General features: G+C 67.7%; 15 protein-coding genes and 1 pseudogene. All 16 read left to right on the top strand.

What is annotated here, in order from left to right; genetic code table 11:
• Positions 1-55 precede the first annotated feature (55 nt).
• A complete protein-coding gene (wbpA, locus tag C1H66_RS05510; RefSeq protein ID WP_102626898.1) occupies positions 56-1,372 on the top strand; it encodes a UDP-N-acetyl-D-glucosamine 6-dehydrogenase in 1,317 nt (438 codons plus the stop codon).
• A gap of 40 nt (positions 1,373-1,412) precedes the next feature.
• Positions 1,413-2,363 (top strand): Gfo/Idh/MocA family oxidoreductase, encoded by a 951-nt coding sequence (locus tag C1H66_RS05505; protein ID WP_102626897.1) that lies wholly within the window; start codon positions 1,413-1,415, stop codon positions 2,361-2,363.
• 14 nt (positions 2,364-2,377) lie between these two features.
• Positions 2,378-2,968, top strand: coding sequence for an acyltransferase (locus tag C1H66_RS05500; RefSeq protein ID WP_102626994.1), 591 nt, complete (start codon positions 2,378-2,380; stop codon positions 2,966-2,968).
• Between the two features lie 25 nt (positions 2,969-2,993).
• Positions 2,994-4,079, top strand: a complete 1,086-nt coding sequence (locus C1H66_RS05495) for a DegT/DnrJ/EryC1/StrS family aminotransferase (protein ID WP_102626896.1) — start codon at positions 2,994-2,996, stop codon at positions 4,077-4,079.
• Positions 4,080-4,110: 31 nt separating this feature from the next.
• Entirely contained in the window at positions 4,111-5,577 is a 1,467-nt protein-coding gene (locus tag C1H66_RS05490; protein WP_170064089.1) for a lipopolysaccharide biosynthesis protein, read from the top strand.
• Between the two features lie 12 nt (positions 5,578-5,589).
• On the top strand, positions 5,590-6,174 hold the full coding sequence (locus tag C1H66_RS05485; protein ID WP_102626894.1) for a GNAT family N-acetyltransferase: 585 nt from the start codon (positions 5,590-5,592) through the stop codon (positions 6,172-6,174).
• Between the two features lie 16 nt (positions 6,175-6,190).
• Positions 6,191-7,117 (top strand): GNAT family N-acetyltransferase, encoded by a 927-nt coding sequence (locus C1H66_RS05480; protein ID WP_102626893.1) that lies wholly within the window; start codon positions 6,191-6,193, stop codon positions 7,115-7,117.
• A gap of 98 nt (positions 7,118-7,215) precedes the next feature.
• Positions 7,216-8,586, top strand: a complete 1,371-nt coding sequence (locus tag C1H66_RS05475; RefSeq protein ID WP_205738627.1) for a polysaccharide deacetylase family protein — start codon at positions 7,216-7,218, stop codon at positions 8,584-8,586.
• A gap of 30 nt (positions 8,587-8,616) precedes the next feature.
• A complete protein-coding gene (locus tag C1H66_RS05470; protein ID WP_102626892.1) occupies positions 8,617-9,936 on the top strand; it encodes a hypothetical protein in 1,320 nt (439 codons plus the stop codon).
• Positions 9,896-11,014, top strand: a complete 1,119-nt coding sequence (locus tag C1H66_RS05465) for a glycosyltransferase family 4 protein (RefSeq protein ID WP_102626891.1) — start codon at positions 9,896-9,898, stop codon at positions 11,012-11,014. The genes C1H66_RS05470 and C1H66_RS05465 overlap by 41 nt, the downstream gene beginning before the upstream one ends.
• A 12-nt stretch (positions 11,015-11,026) precedes the next feature.
• Entirely contained in the window at positions 11,027-12,283 is a 1,257-nt protein-coding gene (locus C1H66_RS05460; protein WP_102626890.1) for a glycosyltransferase family 4 protein, read from the top strand.
• A complete protein-coding gene (locus C1H66_RS05455; RefSeq protein ID WP_102626889.1) occupies positions 12,280-12,876 on the top strand; it encodes a sugar transferase in 597 nt (198 codons plus the stop codon). Before C1H66_RS05460 ends, C1H66_RS05455 begins: the two co-directional genes overlap by 4 nt.
• On the top strand, positions 12,869-13,576 hold the full coding sequence (locus C1H66_RS05450) for an acetyltransferase (RefSeq protein WP_102626888.1): 708 nt from the start codon (positions 12,869-12,871) through the stop codon (positions 13,574-13,576). Before C1H66_RS05455 ends, C1H66_RS05450 begins: the two co-directional genes overlap by 8 nt.
• Positions 13,576-14,772: a DegT/DnrJ/EryC1/StrS family aminotransferase gene (locus C1H66_RS05445; protein ID WP_102626887.1), complete on the top strand. Its 1,197-nt coding sequence runs from the start codon at positions 13,576-13,578 to the stop codon at positions 14,770-14,772. Before C1H66_RS05450 ends, C1H66_RS05445 begins: the two co-directional genes overlap by 1 nt.
• A 50-nt stretch (positions 14,773-14,822) precedes the next feature.
• Entirely contained in the window at positions 14,823-16,793 is a 1,971-nt protein-coding gene (locus C1H66_RS05440) for a polysaccharide biosynthesis protein (protein WP_102626886.1), read from the top strand.
• A 196-nt stretch (positions 16,794-16,989) separates the two neighbouring features.
• Positions 16,990-17,973: pseudogene (locus C1H66_RS05435) on the top strand (SIS domain-containing protein); the annotation flags it as partial.
• Positions 17,974-17,981: the final 8 nt, after the last annotated feature.

The raw sequence follows: 17,981 nt of genomic DNA, 5'->3' as shown, positions 1-17,981 counted from the left end.
CCCCCGCGCCGCCGGGGGCATTCATCAACCCCTCTCACCACACCATGGAAGCGTCATGACCACTATCAAAGATCGAGTGATTGACCGGCTGGAGCGCAAGGATGCCGTGATCGGGATCGTCGGGCTCGGCTATGTGGGCCTGCCATTGATGCTGCGCTACAGCGACATCGGCTATCGGGTGCTGGGCATCGACATCGACCCGGCCAAGGTCGAGCGGCTCAACGCCGGGAGCAGCTACATCGAGCATATCCCCGGCGAGCGAGTCTCCAGGGCTCGTGACGCCGGTTTCGAGGCCACCACCGACTTCGCCCGTGTCGCCGAGGCCGACGCCGTGATCCTCTGCGTGCCGACCCCGCTCAACAAGTATCGCGAGCCCGACATGAGCTTCGTGATCGATACCGTGGATGCCCTCAAGGGCCACCTGCGTGAGGGGCAGGTGATCTCGCTGGAGAGTACCACCTATCCCGGTACCACCGAGGAGGAGCTGCTGCCTCGGGTCGAGGAGGGGGGGCTGGTGGTCGGACGTGAGCTGTTTCTGGTCTATTCGCCGGAGCGCGAGGACCCGGGCAACCCCGACTTCGAGACCCGCACCATTCCCAAGGTGGTGGGTGGCCACACCCCGGCCTGCCGCGAGGTGGGCGTGGCGCTGTACCGCCCGGCCATCGACCGGGTGGTGCCGCTGAGCTCGACCAAGGCCGCCGAGATGACCAAGCTGCTGGAGAACATCCACCGGGCGGTGAACATCGGCCTGGTCAACGAGATGAAGGTGGTCGCCGACCGCATGGGCATCGACATCTTCGAGGTGGTGGACGCCGCCGCCACCAAGCCCTTCGGCTTCACCCCCTACTATCCCGGCCCGGGGCTGGGGGGGCACTGCATTCCCATCGACCCCTTCTACCTCACCTGGAAGGCCCGCGAATACGGCCTGCACACCCGCTTCATCGAGCTCTCGGGCGAGATCAACCAGGGCATGCCGGAGTACGTGGTCGGCAAGCTGATGGAGGGCCTCAACCAGCAGGGCCTCGCGCTCAAGGGCAGCCGGGTGCTGGTGCTGGGCATCGCCTACAAGAAGAACGTCGATGACATGCGTGAATCGCCTTCGGTGCAGATCATGGAACTGGTGCGCGCTCGCGGTGCCGAGGTGGCCTACAGCGACCCCCACGTGCCGGTGTTCCCGACCATGCGTGAGCATCACTTCGACCTCGAGAGCGTGCCGCTCACCCCCACCACCCTGGCCGATTACGACGCGGTGGTGCTGGCCACCGACCACGATCGCTTCGACTACGACATGATCCGTGCCCATGCCCGGCTGATCGTCGACACCCGCGGCATCTATCGCGGCGATGACATCGACAAGGTGATCAAGGCCTGAGGCCAGCCCCGACATGACCCATGAGCACAAGGAACACGCCATGAAATACTTCGCACTGATCGGCGCTGCCGGCTACATCGCGCCGCGCCACATGAAGGCCATCAAGGAGACCGGCAACCATCTGGCGGTGGCCTATGACATCAACGACTCGGTGGGGATCATCGACTCCGTCTCGCCGGACAGCGAGTTCTTCACCGAGTTCGAACGCTTCCAGGAGCACGCCTGGCAGCGTCGCCGCGATCCCTATACCGCCCTGGACTACGTGGCGGTGTGTTCCCCGAACCACCTGCATCACGCCCATATCACCGCCGGGCTGCGCCTGGGCTGCGACGTGATCTGCGAGAAGCCGCTGGTGCCCACGCCGGCACTGCTCGATGAACTCGAGCGCGTCGAGCAGGAGACCGGCAAGCGGGTCTACAACATCCTCCAGTTGCGCCACCATCCCTCGATCCTCGAGCTGCGGGAGCGGGTCGCCGCCGAGGCACGCCACGACAAGCACGATGTCGAGCTGACCTATATCACGTCCCGCGGCAAGTGGTACCACGAGAGCTGGAAGGGCGACCCGCGCAAGTCCTTCGGCGTGGCCACCAATATCGGGGTGCACTTCTTCGACATGCTGCACTTCGTGTTCGGCGACCTGGAGCGCAACGTGCTCCACTACGCCGATGAGCACCGCGCCGCCGGTTACCTGGAGTACGAGAAGGCGCGGGTACGCTGGTTCCTCTCCATCGATGCCAACGACCTGCCCTCGAGCGTCGAGGGCCAGCAGACCACCTACCGCTCGATCCTCTGTGAGGGGCGCGAGATCGAGTTCTCTGGTGGGTTCACCGATCTGCACACGGTGAGCTATCGGGAGATCCTCGCCGGTCGCGGCTACGGCATCGCACAGGCCCGCCACTGCATCGAGACCGTCGACGCCATCCGCGGCGCCACCCCCGAGCGGCCGGTCACGGGTGAGGCGCACCCCTGCCTCAATCGCTTCGCGTTGTGAGGTCGGACATGGACATGCAGAGATCACGGGTACAGATTCATCCCAGCGCCATCGTCGACGCGGGCGCCGAGATCGGCGCCGGCTCCAGGGTCTGGCACTTCGTCCATGTCTGCGGCGGGGCGCGCATCGGCCGCGGCGTGTCGCTCGGCCAGAACGTCTTCGTCGGCAATCGGGTGGTGATCGGTGATGACTGCAAGGTGCAGAACAACGTCTCGGTCTACGACAACGTGACCCTGGAAGCGGGGGTGTTCTGCGGCCCGAGCATGGTGTTCACCAACGTCCACAACCCGCGCGCGCTGGTCGAGCGCAAGGACGAGTTCCGCGACACCCGGGTGCGTGAAGGCGCCACCCTGGGGGCCAACTGCACCATCGTCTGCGGGGTGACCATCGGCCGCTTCGCCTTCATCGGCGCCGGGGCCGTGGTCAGCCGCGACGTGCCGGACTTCGCCCTGGTGGTGGGGGTGCCGGGACGCCAGGTCGGCTGGATGAGCCGCCACGGCGAGCGCCTGGACCTGCCGCTGGACGGCGAGGGGGAGGCGATCTGCCCGCACACCGGCGACCGTTATCGCCTCGACGGCCGCAGCGTCACCTGCCACCCGGCCTGAGCCCAACCCAAGGGGAAGCGCACACATGGATTTCATCGACCTCAAGGCCCAGCAGCTGCGGATCCGCTTCCGCATCAACGAGGGCATCCGCAAGGTGCTGGAGCATGGCAAGTACATCCTCGGACCGGAAGTGGAGGAACTCGAGGCGCGCCTGGCCGATTACGTCGGCGTACGCCACTGCATCAGCTGTGCCAATGGTACCGATGCCCTGCAGATCGCCCAGATGGCGCTCGACATCGGCCCCGGCGACGAGGTGATCACGCCTGGCTTCACCTACATCGCCACCGCCGAGACCGTGGCCCTGCTGGGCGCTCGGCCGGTCTACGTGGACATCGATCCGCGTACCTATCTGCTCGACCCGGCGAAACTCGAGGCGGCGATCACCCCGCGTACCCGGGCGATCATCCCGGTCTCGCTCTACGGTCAGTGCGCCGACATGGATGCCATCAACGCCATCGCCGAGCGGCACGGCATCCCGGTGATCGAGGATGCGGCCCAGAGCTTCGGTGCCACCTACCGGGGCCGTCGCTCGGGGAGCCTCTCCTCGATTGCCACCACCTCCTTCTTCCCCAGCAAGCCGTTGGGCTGCTACGGCGACGGCGGGGCGCTCTTCACCGATGACGACGACCTGGCGGTGGTGCTCCGGCAGATCGCCCGTCACGGCCAGGACCGCCGCTATCACCATGTGCGCGTCGGCGTCAACAGCCGGCTCGACACCCTGCAGGCGGCCATCCTGCTGCCCAAGCTGGAGATCCTCGACGAGGAACTGCTGCTGCGCGAGAAGGTCGCCGACTGCTACGGACGACTGCTCGGCGCCGCGGGGCTCGAGGCGCCCCATGTGGAGCGCCACAACACCAGTGTCTTCGCCCAGTACACCGTGGAAGTGGAGGACCGTGAGCTGGTGCTGGCACGGCTGGACGAGGCGGGCATACCGACCGCGGTGCACTATCCGATCCCGCTCAACCAGCAGCCGGCGGTGGCCGACCCCTGTGCCGAGCTGCCGGTGGGCAATGCGGCGGCCCGACGGGTGATCAGCCTGCCGATGCACCCCTACCTGGGCGCCGACGATCAGCACCGGATCGTCACGGCACTCCAGGAGGCCCTGCTCTGATGGTCGTCGGGATACCCGGGGGAGGCGTCGCGTGCTGAACCGTCTTGGCGCCCCGGCCCGCCGGTTGCTTCCCACCCATGCCTTCGCCCGCGGGGTGAGCGTGCTGGTGGGGGGCACGGCAGGAGCACAGCTCCTGGCGGTGCTCGCGGCGCCCCTGCTGACGCGTCTCTATACCCCGGACGATTTCGGTCTGCTGGCCGTCTTCACCGCCTTTCTGGCGCTGTTCACGGTCGTGGCGGCCGGGCGCTACGAGTTGGCCATTCCGCTTCCCGAAGAGGACCAGGACGCCGCCAATCTGGTGCTGCTGGGCCTGCTCTGCGTGCTGCTGACCGCGGGCCTCGCCCTGATCGGGGTCCTGCTCTGGTCGCAGGCGATCGCGGCGACGCTCGGCACGCCGGAGCTTGCCGAGTACCTGTGGCTGGTTCCCGTGGGGGTGCTGTTCGTCGGGACCTACCAGGTCTTCAACAAATGGGCGGTTCGTACGCGGCACTTCGCCCATGTCGCCCGGACACGGATCTGGCAGGCGCTGGGCATGCTGGGGATCCAGATCGGGGCCTCGCCGCTCGGGCCCGTTGCCTTGCTGGGAGGTCAGGCCACCGGGCAGGGGATCGGGGCCTCCGGCCTGGCGCTGTCTGCCGTCAGGCGACCGGAGTTCAGGCACTGCTCCCTGCAGGGCGTGGCGCGGCAGGCCCGCCGATACAGCAACTTTCCGATCTACTCGACCTGGACCGGCTTGTTCAACACCGGCAGCCTGCAACTGGCCCCCATCGTCTTCGTGGCCCTCTACGGAGCCACGGTCGCGGGGCTCTATGGGCTGACGCTGCGCATCCTGACCATGCCGATCAGCCTGGTGGGGCATGCCATCGGCAGCGTCTTCCTGGCCCATGCTCCCGAGGCCAGGAGACAGCACCGGCTCTCGCCACTGGTCGAGTCCCTGCACAGGAAGCTCGCCATCCTCGGGATTCCTCCCCTGGTATGCCTCATGGTCATCGGGCCGGAGCTCTTCGCGATGATCTTCGGCGAGCAGTGGCGCAAGGCCGGCGTCTATGCCCAGTGGATGCTGCCGTGGATCTACATCCAGTTCCAGTGGTCCCCCTTGTCCATGTTGGCCAGCGTACTGGAGCTGCAGCGCGATGCCATGCTGGCCCAGCTGCTGATGCTCATTGCCCGTTTCGGCCTGCTGTTCGTCCTGTTCATGGCCGGTGCCGGTGCGGACATGGCCGTTCTCGTCTTCTCCCTGGTCAGCGCCCTCGTCTATCTCCTTCAGCAGGCATGGTTCTTCAACAAGGCGGGGGTTTCATTCGTCAGGAGCATGGGCTTCGAGCTCATCAATCTGCTGATGTTCACTGCCATCATCCTGCCGATGATCGTCCTGTACCACCAGGGCGTCATGAGCCTGATCTGGTTCGTGGCAGTCGTGACGCCGTTGGCGGTCGGGTGGACATGGTGGCGGGTCCGGCAGGACAAGGGGGCGACACTTGATCGTCGGTCGGCATGAAGAGAGGGCACCATGATGTGGCATTTCAGGAGGCTGCAGGCCGCTTGTGGCGGGGTCATGGTCGTGCTGGGAAACCTGGTGGCGGGTCGCAAGGTTTCCAGGATCGGCTGTGGAGTCAGAGAGGGCATCGTCTACAGAGGCATGGAGGCAGGTGAGTATGGTCAGGTGATGGAGCTCTATGCCTCGCTGCACGATGGAAGACGGCCCAACTGGGTGATGAGGGCCGTATGCCGATGGCTCGGCGGAAAGATGACGCTGGTCGCCGTTGCCCGGCACCAGGGGCAGGCACGAGTGGTGGGCATGAACATGTACTACGTGAACAGAAGAGACATTGCCGATGAGACGATCCATGAAGGATTCATCGGGGTCAGTCCAGACATGACGGGAAGGGGCGTGGCATCCGAGCTGAAAAGGGTGGCCATTCACCACTTCGAAACGCAGGGGTTCAAGGGCATCTCGGCCCGCATATCGCTCGACAATAAGGCCTCCCTGGCGTCCGCCGAGAAACTGGGGTTCGTCCCCGTAGAGAGGTATCACGACGCGGCAATGAGGGCCGATCGACAGTATCTGATTCGCTGGTTCCAGGATGGATCTTGAGTGATAAGGAAGGCGCATGAATGGTGACCCCCTGTTCCACCCCGGGTGGATCGAGTTCAACGAGCAGCAGTGGGGGCTCGAGGCCGAGCACGTGACGCTGACCCCCGACAAGGGTGATGCCTGGCGGCTCGATGCCGTGCTCTACCGCAACCGGCGCGGGCGGCTGGTCACGCCGCCACGCAATCCCTATCTGCCGATCCATTTCGCGTGCAGCAGCGAGCGCCCGGCCTCGATCAATCGGCGCAAGCGGATGGCGCTGACTCGCCTGGCCGAGCGGCTGCGCGAGACGGGGCTGGGGGGCAGTCTCAGCCTCTCCCCGGTGGCCGACGACGTACGCCCCTTCGAGTGGGCGCAGATGTCGGCACGACCGCGCTTCACCTACCACCTGGAGATCGCCGGGCGCGAGGAGCGTATCGACCCCAGCGCCCGCAAGAAGGCACGCAAGTGTCGCCGACTCGATTACCGCTGCGAGGTGAGCGACGACTATGTCGCGGTGGCGGGGTGTCTGTCGGGGCCCGAGGCCCGCAAGGGGTTCGATTACCGCCTGGAGGCCACCGAGCTCGAACGCCTCGCCGAGCTGATGGGGCCGGATCACTTCGTCTGCTTTCTGGCCCGCAATGCGCGGGGCGAGCCCATGGGTACCCGGGTCTGTCTCTATGTCCCCGGCGGGCATGCCCTGGCCTGGTCGGCGGGCATGAAGACCGAAGCCATGAAGGATGGCGTCAACAACCTGGTGGCCGAGGAAGCCCTGGCGTTCTTCGAGGCGCAGGGCTGCACGGTGTTCGACTTCATCGGTGCCAACATTCCGCCGGTGGCGGAGATGAAGGAAGCCTGGGGTGGGCGGCTGGTCTGCCACTTCGCGATCAGCCAGCGCGGCATGCGTCAGCTGGCCCGGGAAGCCTATGTGACGGCACGTACCCTGTTGAAGAGGGAATCCAAGTGAACGACATGATTGCACTGCACGGCCCACAGCCGGCGCCTCGGACGGGCGCTGACCCGATCCCTCGTTCGCCACTCGTCCCTGCCACCACGACGGCGGACATGGCCACCGGCACGGCGATGGCCGGTGCCGATCCGTTGCTCGCCTGGCTGGAGCAAGTACTCGACGAACGCTTCGGTCTGCCCCTGCGTCTGGAACGCGATGGCCCCGAGCGGTTGGTGATGACGCTGGACGGGGCGCCGGGCCAACTGCTGTTCGACCGCCTCCAGTCGGGCTTCTTCCTGCCCGGAGGGGACCTGCCTCACGCACACTGGGACGCCGCCGCCGAAGGTTTCACCGCGCCCCTCGACCTGCCCCTGCCGGCGCCGGGAGCGGACAGCCTGCCCCGGCCGCTGGTCGAGCCGGCCCCCGGCGGCCTGGCCATCCACTACGATATCCTCGGGCTGGCCTACTGGATGCTGAGCCGCCAGGAGGAGGTGGAGGCCGAGACCCTGGACCGCCACTGCCGCTTCCCGGCCAGCGCCTCGCATGCCGGCCGACACGGCTACCTGGATCGCCCGGTGGTCGACGAGTGGCTGGCGGTGCTCGGCCAGGTGATCCGCTGCCAGTGGCCGGATGTAACGCTGCGGCGGCACGTCTTCCGGATGCGGCCCACCCACGATGTCGATCGTCCCAGCCGCTACGGCTTCGCGCGCGACATCAAGCTGGCCCGGGTGATGCTGGGGGACACCCTGCTGCATCAACGCCCCCAGGCACTGCTGCTCGGCCCCTGGGTGCGATTGACCACGCGGCGACGCCTGCACCCCCTGGATCCGCTCAATACCTTCGATTGGCTGATGGACCTCTCGGAGCGCTACGGGCTGACCAGCGCCTTCTACTTCATCTGCGGTCGCACCGACCCGCGCAAGGACGCCGACTACGAGCCGGAGCATCCGGCGATCCGGGAACTGCTCCGGGGGATTCACGCCCGCGGTCACGAGATCGGGCTGCACCCCAGCTACCATACCTTCCGCAATCCCAAGGAGCTGGCCAACGAGGCCGCCCGACTGCGCCGGGTGTGCGCCGAGGAGGGGATCGAGCAGGCCGAGTGGGGCGGACGCATGCACTACCTGCGCTGGCAGACCCCGCTGACCCTGCAGGGCTGGGCCCAGGCGAAGATGGACTACGACAGCACCATGGGCTACGCCGAGTCGCCGGGCTTCCGCTGTGGCACCTGTTTCGACTATCCGGCCTTCGACCCGGTCAAACGCGAGGCTCCGCCGTTGCGAATCCGGCCGTTGATCGCCATGGAGTGTTCGGTGATGTCACCGCTCTACCTGGGGCTGGGAGCCGGCGAAGAGGCCTTCGAGCGCTTCGCCGCCCTCAAGGCCCGCTGTCGTGCCATGGGCGGCACCTTCACCCTGCTGTGGCACAACTCCGAGCTGACCACCCGAGCCCAGCGCGCGCTCTACGAACGCGTGCTGGCGGCATGAGGGGGGCTTGTCCGGCGTGGAGTTCATCCCATGATCCTGTCCGGTGACTCCCTGGCCGCACGCGCCTCCGGCGTCGGCTTCTTCGTGTTGTTCCCGGGGTTCATGATCTACCACACCCTGGTGGCCCTGGGGTTGATCCCCGCCTTCCTCGGCGGCCTGTTCGGGGTGGTGTCGGTGCTGATGTTCGGCATCTACGCGGTGGTGCTGCCGTCGCAACGCCACGTCCTGTTCTCCGCTACCCGGGGATTCGCGTTGCTGGTCATGGCCTTCTTCGCCTATGTGCTGTGCTGGTCGGTTGCCAGCTACGGCCTCCAGGGAGGCGGCCAGCTGCGTGCGGCGATGATCCAGTCACTGGAGACGATGGTGCTGTGGCTGGTGCTGTTCGTGATGGGTTACCGGGTACCGCTGGATTCCCCGGTCCTGGCCAAGGCGTTCCGGATCGCCTTCCTGGCGACGACCGGCTACCTGCTGTTCTTCGTGGTCACGACCGGCCAACTGCTGTTCTTCGCCCGGCAGATGATCGAGGCTGGCGGCGGCGACAACGTCTCCACCTACCAGGGCTATGCCCGCAGTGCGCTGGTGATGCTCGTCTACCTGATCGCCGTGAGTCGGGGCGCCTCGGGGAGGGCCGGCCTGATCGCCATGGGGGCCTTCGTGATGTTCGTCCTCGGCGCTCGCTCGGAGCTCTACGCCTTCCTCGCCCTGGCCATGGTGTTGCTGATGGTCTGGGCGGGGACGAGCGCCAAGTACCTGCTGACCCTGCTGGCGGTGGTCGCCCTGGCCGTGCTGGTGGTGGTCAATCAGTTCGAGGCGATGTCGGGCACTCGCCAGCTACAGGTGCTGGACCTCTCCGGCACCAGCTCCTGGTTGGCGCGCCAGGACCTCGGGCAGCGCGCCCTGGGGCAGATCATCGCCAGCCCCTGGCTGGGCAATTTTGGTGGCCATGTCACCGCCGCCGGCGGCACCGGAGGCTATGCCCACAGCATGCTCTCGGCTTGGGTCAACTACGGCCTGCCCGGCTTCGTGCTCTATGTCGGCATGACCGTGGTGGCCTTCCTGGGGTCGGCGTATCGCATGGTCTATCGGCGCGATACCTCCGCCTGGTGGGTATTCGCCTTCTCCATCAACTTCGTCTGCCTGCTGCTGGTGGTGCTGGCCAAGCCCGTGTTCTGGCCATTGCCGGCGCTGGGTTGGGGCGCCTTCGCCAACGCCATGGTCTGCACGCGACTGGCCACCCAGGATGACGCCAGTCGCCGAGACGAGAACGTGCAGCAAGAGGCTGCCGACGATTCACAAGGACGAGACGATCATGAAAGTGGCACATCTGACCTCCGCCCATCCCCGCTATGACACGCGGATCTTCCTCAAGGAGTGTCGCTCGCTGGCGGCGGCCGGCCACGAGGTGACCCTGGTGGTCGCCGACGGCCGCGGCGACGAGCAGCGCGACGGCGTGCGCATCGTCGATGTCGGCAAGCTCCCGGGGCGCTGGAACCGCATCTTCAAGACCACCCGCCGGGTGCTGGTGCGTGCCCGCTCGCTGGCGGCCGACGTCTACCACCTGCACGATCCCGAGCTGATGCCGATCGGCCGCCGACTCAAGCGCCAGGGGCGTACCGTGGTCTATGACGCCCACGAGGACCTGCCGCGTCAGATGCTGGCCAAGCACTACCTGAACGGTACCGTCAGCCGGATGTTGTCCCGAGGGGTCGAGGTCTACCAGCGCCGGGCCTGTGGCGACTTCGACGCCGTCGTCGCCGCGACACCCTACATCCGCGACCGCTTCGCCGAGTTCCACCCGCGGGTGGTGGACGTCAACAACTTCCCCATGCAGGGCGAACTCAGCGGAGCGCCCGATCCGACCCTGGCGGCCTCGCCGGAGGAGCCGCCCTCGGTCTGCTATGTGGGTGGCATCGCGCCGATTCGTGGCATTCGCGAGATCGTGCGCGCCATGGAGTCGGTGGATCAGGAGTGCCGCCTGCAGCTCGCCGGCAGTTTCAACCAGCTTGCCGTGGAACAGGAGGTGATGACCTATGCCGGTTGGGCGCGGGTCGAGGCCCACGGTTACCTCGATCGTGACGGCGTGCGTCGAGTGATGGGCGGCTCGCTCGCCGGTCTCGTCACCCTGCATCCGGTGATCAACTATCTCGATGCGCTGCCGGTGAAGATGTTCGAGTACATGAGCGCCGGGGTGGCGGTGATCGCCTCGGACTTCCCGCTGTGGCGGGAGATCGTCGTCGGCAACGATTGCGGGCTCTGCGTCGACCCGCTCGATCCGCCGGCGATCGCCGAGGCCATCGACTTCCTGGTGGCCAACCCGGTACGGGCCCGCGAGATGGGCGCCAACGGGCAGCGGGCCGTGGCCGAGCGCTACAACTGGCAGCAGGAGGAAGACAAGCTGCTCGATACCTACCGCGCCCTTTCCGGCTGACCCGAGGCCCCCATGAGACACGTCTGGATACTCAACCACTATGCCAAGCACCCGGAAGTGGCCGGCGGCGCGCGCCATTTCCAATTGGCACGCCACCTGCCGGCCTACGGCTGGCAGGCCACCCTGATCGCCGCCAGCGTCGATCATCCCAGCGGCCACCAGCGGCTGGGCGACGGCGAGCAGACGCGGCTGGAGAGCTGCGATGGCGTGCCCTTCCTGTGGCTGCGCACCTCGAGCTACCGCGGCAACGGCGGCGGGCGCATGAAGAGCATGCTCGAGTACGCCCTGCAGGCGATTCGTCCCGCGCGGCTTGCCGGTCTCGAGCGCCCCGACCTGATCATCGGCTCGAGTGTCCACCCCTTCGCCGCCCTGGCCGGCTGGTGGCTGGCCAGGCGCCATGGAGTGCCCTTCGTCTTCGAGGTCCGCGACCTCTGGCCGCAGACCCTGGTCGACATGGGGCGGCTGCGCGAGGGCAGCCCGATGACCCGGGCCATGCGCACGCTCGAGACCTTCCTCTACCGGCGCGCCCGACGCGTGCTGACGCTGCTGCCCCGGGCGCGGGACTACATCGTCCCCCGGGGCGTACCGGCCGAACGGGTGGTATGGCTCTCCAACGGGGTCGACCTGGCCGACTACCCGGCCCCGTCACCACCGTCGGTGCCCACCCAGGAGATGCCGCTGACGCTGATGTACTTCGGCGGGCACGGCGAGGCCAATGGCCTCGAGGTGCTCATCGAGGCCATGGGGCGGGTGCGCGAGGCCTGCGAGCGAGACGGTCGAGGGCTGCCCGTGCAGTTGCGCCTGATCGGCGAGGGGCCGGCCAAGGAGGCGCTGCAGCGCCAGGCCACTGGGCTCGGCCTCGATGGACGCTGGGTGCGCTTCGAACCGCCGGTCCCCAAGCGCGAGATCCCGATACTGGCCCAGCAGGCCGATGCCTTCGTGATCACGGTGCGCGACCTGCCGAGGCTCTATCGCTTCGGCATCAGCATGAACAAGCTGTTCGACTACATGGCCGCGGCGCGTCCGGTGATCATCGCCTCCGGTGCGGTGAACGATCCTGTCGCCGACGCCGGGGCCGGCATCTCGGTGCCGCCGGAGGACCCGGCGGCGCTGGCCGAGGCGATCCTGGCCCTGGCCGCGCTGTCGCCCGAGGAGCGCGCGGCGCTGGGGCGTGCGGGGCGGGAGCACATGGAAGCGGCCTACGACTATCGGATCCTGGCGGGCCGATTGGCCGGCGTGATGAACGACGTCATGGAAGAAGTGCGATGAAACGACTGCTCGATATCCTGGTGGCCCTCGTCGCCCTGATCCTGCTCTCGCCGCTGCTGGTGGTGGTGGCGCTGCTGGTCCGGCTCAAGCTCGGTTCGCCGGTGCTGTTCCGCCAGACGCGGCCGGGGCTGCACGGCCGGCCGTTCCGGATGATCAAGTTCCGCACCATGCGCGAGGCCTTCGACGAGCGGGGCGAACCGCTGCCCAACGCGGAGCGCATGACCCGGTTCGGACAATGGCTGCGTGCCAGCAGCCTCGACGAGCTGCCGGAGCTGTGGAACGTAGTGCGCGGCGACATGAGCCTGGTGGGCCCGCGGCCGCTGCTGATGGAGTACCTGCCGCTCTACGACGCGCACCAGTTCCGCCGCCACGAGGTGCGCCCCGGGGTCACCGGCTGGGCCCAGGTCAACGGCCGCAATGCCTTGACCTGGGACGAGAAGTTCGACCTGGACGTGTGGTACGTGGACCACCGCTCGCTGGGACTCGACCTGCGGATCCTGCTGCTCACGGTGAAGAAGGTCGTGGTACGCGAGGGCATCGCCCATGACGGCGATGTGGCGATGCCACGCTTCCGAGGAGGCCGGGATGAGTAATCGGGGACACCTGGCGATCTTCGGTGCCAGCGGTCATGGCAAGGTGGTGGCGGATATCGCCATGCAGACCGGCTGGCGGGAAGTGACCTTCTTCGACGATGCCTGGCCCGACAAGTCGTGCCTCGAGCACTGGCCGGTACGAGGCGGCATGGCGGTACTGCTGAACCAACTGTCGCAGTTCGACGGCGTGATGGTGGCCATCGGCCACAACGCCGTGCGTCAGGCCAAGCTCGAGACGCTGGCCAGGGCCGATGCACGGCTCGTCACCCTGGTGCACCCCCGGGCCACGGTCAGCCCACTGGCACGCCTCGGGGCCGGCACGGTGGTGGTCGCCGGCGCGGTGATCAACGCCTTCGCCGAGCTCGGCATGGGCACCATCGTCAACACCAGTGCCACCGTCGGTCACGACTGCCGCTTCGGGCCCGGCGTGCACGTGGGCCCGGGCGCCAACGTGGCGGGCGATGTCGCGGTCGGTCGCGGCAGCTGGATCGGCGTGGGCGCCGCGGTGAGGCAGGGCGTGACCATCGGTGAGGGCGTGATGGTGGGGGCAGGCGCCGCCGTGGTCGCCGACATCGCCGATGGCCTCACCGTGGCGGGGGTGCCGGCCCGCCCGCTCGCCCAGGAGAATGCCACCGCCAGGGACGACCCGGCCGTCGGCAGACGGCGGCTCGGCCTGGCTTCACCACAAGGAAGATCATGATGCTGAATGGACCCTTTTCCCCCTGGCCGTCCTTCACCCGGGACGAGGCCGATGCCGCCACCCGGGTGCTGCTCTCCAACCGGGTGAACTACTGGACCGGCGAGGAGGGGCGCGCCTTCGAGCGCGAGTTCGCCCATTTCGCCGACAGTGAATACGCCGTGGCGGTGTGCAATGGCACCACGGCACTGGACCTGGCCCTCAAGGGCCTGGGTATCGGCGAGGGCGAGGGCGCCGGGCGCGACGAGGTGATCGTCACCTCGCGCACCTTCCTCGCCTCGGCGTCGAGCATCGTCACCGCAGGTGCGGTGCCGGTGTTCGCCGACGTCGACCGCGATTCCCAGAACATTACCGCCAGGAGCGTGACCGACAGGATCACCCCCAGGACGCGGGCCATCGTCGCCGTCCATCTGGCCGGCTGGCCCTGCGAGATGGAGCCGTTGATGGCCCTGGCCGACCGCCACGGTCTCTACGTCATCGAGGACTGCGCCCAGGCCCATGGCGCCCGTTACCGGGGGCGCAGCGTGGGCAGCATCGGCCAGGTGGGCTGCTGGTCGTTCTGCCAGGACAAGATCATGTCCACCGGGGGTGAGGGTGGCATGGTGACCACCAGCGACCGCGCGCTATGGCAGCGCATGTGGGCCTACAAGGACCACGGCAAGAGCTGGGAGGCGGTCCACCGGCGCGAGCACCCGCCGGGGTTTCGCTGGCTGCACGAGAGCTTCGGCACCAACTGGCGCATGACCGAGATGCAGGCCGCCATCGGCCGGATCCAGCTCGCGCGCATGCCCGAGTGGAAGGCCGCCCGCCAGGCCAATGCCCGACGCATCTGGCGGGCGGCGGACGCGAGCCCCGGGTTGCGTGTGCCGGCACTGCCCGGCGATATCGAGCACGCCGCCTACAAGTGTTACGTCTTCGTCGAGCCGGCGCGGCTCGCCCCGGGCTGGAGTCGGGACCGCATCATCGCCGAGATCGTCGCCGGCGGCGTGCCGTGCTTCTCCGGGTCCTGCTCCGAGGTGTACCGCGAGCAGGCCTTCGACGACACCGGTTGGCGGCCACCGCGTCCCCTGCCCATCGCGCGCGAACTCGGCGAGACCAGCCTGATGTTCCTCTGCCACCCCACGCTTACCGAAGTCGAGATCGACAGGACCTGTGCGGTGCTCGGCGAGGTGATGGAACGGGCCTGCGGCAGGGAGTGAGGCAGCGCAGGGCAGGGCATCGGGCCCCGTCCCGTCACGGAGAGACCACCATGAGAGATCTTCTGCAACCGCTGTTTCGCCTGCCCCGCAGGCGCAAGCGCACCATCCAGCTGTTGGCGGACTGCGCGCTGATCACCTTCAGCTTCCTGCTGGCGATGCTGCTGCGGCTCGAGGACTGGGCCCCCCTGGGCGAGGTGCGTACCTGGGCGGCGCTGCTGGTGATGATCCCGCTCAGCCTGGCGATCTTCATCCGGCTGGGCTTCTACCGGGCGGTGATTCGCTACATGAGCCACAAGGCGATCCGCGCGGTGTTCATCGGCGTGAGCGTCTCGGCGTTGTCGTTGCCCCTGGCCAGCTACCTGTTCGCACTGGGGATTCCACGCTCGGTCCCCTTCATCTATTCCATGCTGGCGCTGTTGACCATCGGCGGGGTGCGCTTCGGGCTACGGGCGATCTACCTGCGCAACCAGATCCGCCACAAGCAGCGGGTGGTGATCTACGGCGCCGGGGCGGCCGGGCGCCAGCTGGCGGTGTCGCTGCGTCATGGGCAGGAGTACCTGCCGATCGCCTTCGTCGACGATGCCCGCAGCGTCCAGAACACCTTCATCGAGGGGCTCAAGGTCTATCCGCCGCGTCAACTGGGCTACCTGGCGGATACCTACGGCGCCGATCGCGTGTTGCTGGCCATCCCCAGCGTCAGTCGGGAGCGTCGCCGCGAGATCCTCGCCGATCTCGAGCCCCAGGGCTTCCCGGTGCAGACCATCCCCGGCGTGGCCGACATGGTGAGTGGCCGTGCACGAATCAGTGAGGTCCGCGACGTGGCGGTGGAGGATCTGCTGGGTCGCGACCCGGTGCCGCCGAACCCGGCGCTGATGGATGCCAACATCCGCGGCAAGGTGGTCATGGTCAGCGGTGCCGGTGGCTCCATCGGTGCGGAGCTGTGTCGCCAGATCCTGCGTCACGGTCCGGTGCGCCTGCTGTTGCTGGACCTGTCGGAGTTCAGTCTCTACCGCATCGAGCAGGAACTGCGCCAGTTCGCCGAGCACGAGGGCCTCGAGGTCGGCATCAAGGCACTGCTCGGTTCGGTGCAGCATCGTTCGCGCCTGGAGACGGTGATGAAGGCCTTTGCCGTCCAGACGGTCTACCACGCCGCGGCCTACAAGCATGTGCCGATGGTCGAGCACAACGTGGTGGAGGGCGTCCGCAACAACGTCTTCGGGACCCTCGAGACGGCACGGGCCGCCATCGCCGCCGGGGTCGAGACCTTCGTGCTGGTCTCCACCGACAAGGCGGTACGCCCCACCAACGTGATGGGCGCGAGCAAGCGTCTCGCCGAACTGGTCTGCCAGGCCCTGGCCGGTCACCAGCACCAGACCCGGTTCTGCATGGTGCGTTTCGGCAATGTGCTCGGCTCCAGCGGTTCCGTGGTGCCGCTGTTCCGCCGCCAGATCCAGGCCGGCGGACCGATTACCCTGACCCATCCCGAGATCACCCGCTATTTCATGACCATTCCCGAAGCCGCCCAGTTGGTGATCCAGGCCGGGGCCATGGCGCGTGGCGGGGATGTCTTCGTGCTCGACATGGGCGAGCCGGTGAAGATCGCCGAGCTGGCCCGCCAGATGGTCCGGCTCTCCGGCCTCAAGGTGCGTGACGAGCGCCATCCCGATGGCGACATCGCCATCGCCTGCAGCGGTCTTCGCCCCGGCGAGAAGCTCTTCGAGGAGCTGCTGGTGGGCGATGACGTCGCTCCTACCTCGCATCCCCGCATCATGACCGCCCGCGAGGTGTGCTGGGAGTGGCCACGGCTCGAGGGCTTCCTCGAGCGGCTCTTCCAGGCCTGTCGCGATTTCCGCCACGACGACATCCGCGAGCTGCTGCTGGAGGCGCCCACCGCTTTCCGGCCCCAGGGCGAGATCGTCGACCTGGTGTGGCTGGAAAGGAGTGCTGCGTCTGCGGGGGCCCGGCCACCGGCGCCGGTTACCCGCCTGCGTCCGGCACTCGAGCGCCAGGGCCAGGCCTGAGAAGGGAACGGCGCCACCGGAGGGCGCCGGCACGTCATGCCGATCACCGCATCACCGCCCCGGATCGTCCCGGGGCGCTGTTCAGGGAGGAGCCAACATGTGTGGCATCGTTGCTGCCGTCGGGTCGGACAATGTCCTGCCCGTACTGATGGAAGGCCTGAAGCGTCTCGAGTATCGGGGCCATGACTCCGCCGGGTTCGCCCACTACAGGCTCAAGGAGATCCATGAGCAGCCGGAGGCAGTGGCCAATGCCCTCGAGGGGCGCCTGGGCGACGACGCCGTGCGCGTCGAGGCCCTGGGGCCCGACGCCGAGCGGTTGCTCGCGGCCACGCGTCAGGTCCACATCGTCGCCTGCGGCACCAGCTACCATGCCGGCCTGGTGGCTCGTTACTGGCTCGAAGAACTGGCCGGGGTGCCCTGTCAGGTGGAGGTCGCATCGGAATACCGCTACCGGAAAGTGGTGGCCCAGCCGGGCACCCTGTTCCTGACGCTGTCGCAGTCCGGCGAGACCGCCGATACCCTGGCCGCGCTGCGCCATGCCGGCCGCCGGCCGGGCACGCAGGCCTATGCGGGGAGCCTGGCGATCTGCAACGTGCCCGGCAGCTCGCTGGTGCGCGAGTCCGACCTGGCGTTGATGACCCACGCCGGATCGGAGCTCGGCGTCGCCTCGACCAAGGCCTTCACCACCCAGCTCACCACGCTGATGCTGGTCACCCTGGCGCTGCGGCAGGTGCGCGGTGGCGATCCCGCGCTCACCGCCCGGCTGGTCCGCCGCTTGCGCTATCTGCCGACCCTGCTCGGCGACACCCTGATGCTGGATGAGGAAATCGCCCGGCTCGCCGATGACTTCGCCGGCCGGCGGCACGCTCTCTCCCTCGGCCGCGGCAGCCAGATGCCGGTGGTGGCGGTGGCGTCGATGTCACCCCAACTGGAGAAGCTGCGCTCGAACCTGCAGGAGGTGCGGGCCCGTGGCGGCCAATTGCTGGTGTTCGCCGACCCCGATGCCGGGATCCGCCATGAGGAGGGCATGGAGGTGATCAGTGTGCCGGCGTGTTGCCAGTACCTGGCGCCCATCGTCTATACCGTGCCGCTGCAGTTGCTCGCCTACCGTGTGGCGGTGGCACGCGGTACCGACGTCGATCAGCCCCGCAACCTGGCGAAGTCGGTGATCGTGGAGTAGGCCTCGGC

The organism is Halomonas heilongjiangensis, from assembly GCF_002879645.1.
GTDB lineage: Bacteria > Pseudomonadota > Gammaproteobacteria > Pseudomonadales > Halomonadaceae > Halomonas > Halomonas heilongjiangensis.
Note: the sequence above shows the minus strand (reverse complement) of the source record. Positions and strands in the feature narration are given on the sequence as shown.

Excerpts from the sequence above, each read along its gene's own strand:
- wbpA (WP_102626898.1), top strand. The coding sequence starts at position 56 with ATGACCACTATCAAAGATCGAGTGATTGACCGGCTGGAGCGCAAGGAT.
- C1H66_RS05505 (WP_102626897.1), top strand. The coding sequence starts at position 1,413 with ATGAAATACTTCGCACTGATCGGCGCTGCCGGCTACATCGCGCCGCGC.
- C1H66_RS05500 (WP_102626994.1), top strand. The coding sequence starts at position 2,378 with ATGCAGAGATCACGGGTACAGATTCATCCCAGCGCCATCGTCGACGCG.
- C1H66_RS05495 (WP_102626896.1), top strand. The coding sequence starts at position 2,994 with ATGGATTTCATCGACCTCAAGGCCCAGCAGCTGCGGATCCGCTTCCGC.
- C1H66_RS05485 (WP_102626894.1), top strand. The coding sequence starts at position 5,590 with ATGATGTGGCATTTCAGGAGGCTGCAGGCCGCTTGTGGCGGGGTCATG.
- C1H66_RS05480 (WP_102626893.1), top strand. The coding sequence starts at position 6,191 with ATGAATGGTGACCCCCTGTTCCACCCCGGGTGGATCGAGTTCAACGAG.
- C1H66_RS05475 (WP_205738627.1), top strand. The coding sequence starts at position 7,216 with ATGGCCACCGGCACGGCGATGGCCGGTGCCGATCCGTTGCTCGCCTGG.
- C1H66_RS05470 (WP_102626892.1), top strand. The coding sequence starts at position 8,617 with ATGATCCTGTCCGGTGACTCCCTGGCCGCACGCGCCTCCGGCGTCGGC.
- C1H66_RS05465 (WP_102626891.1), top strand. The coding sequence starts at position 9,896 with ATGAAAGTGGCACATCTGACCTCCGCCCATCCCCGCTATGACACGCGG.
- C1H66_RS05460 (WP_102626890.1), top strand. The coding sequence starts at position 11,027 with ATGAGACACGTCTGGATACTCAACCACTATGCCAAGCACCCGGAAGTG.
- C1H66_RS05455 (WP_102626889.1), top strand. The coding sequence starts at position 12,280 with ATGAAACGACTGCTCGATATCCTGGTGGCCCTCGTCGCCCTGATCCTG.
- C1H66_RS05450 (WP_102626888.1), top strand. The coding sequence starts at position 12,869 with ATGAGTAATCGGGGACACCTGGCGATCTTCGGTGCCAGCGGTCATGGC.
- C1H66_RS05445 (WP_102626887.1), top strand. The coding sequence starts at position 13,576 with ATGCTGAATGGACCCTTTTCCCCCTGGCCGTCCTTCACCCGGGACGAG.
- C1H66_RS05440 (WP_102626886.1), top strand. The coding sequence starts at position 14,823 with ATGAGAGATCTTCTGCAACCGCTGTTTCGCCTGCCCCGCAGGCGCAAG.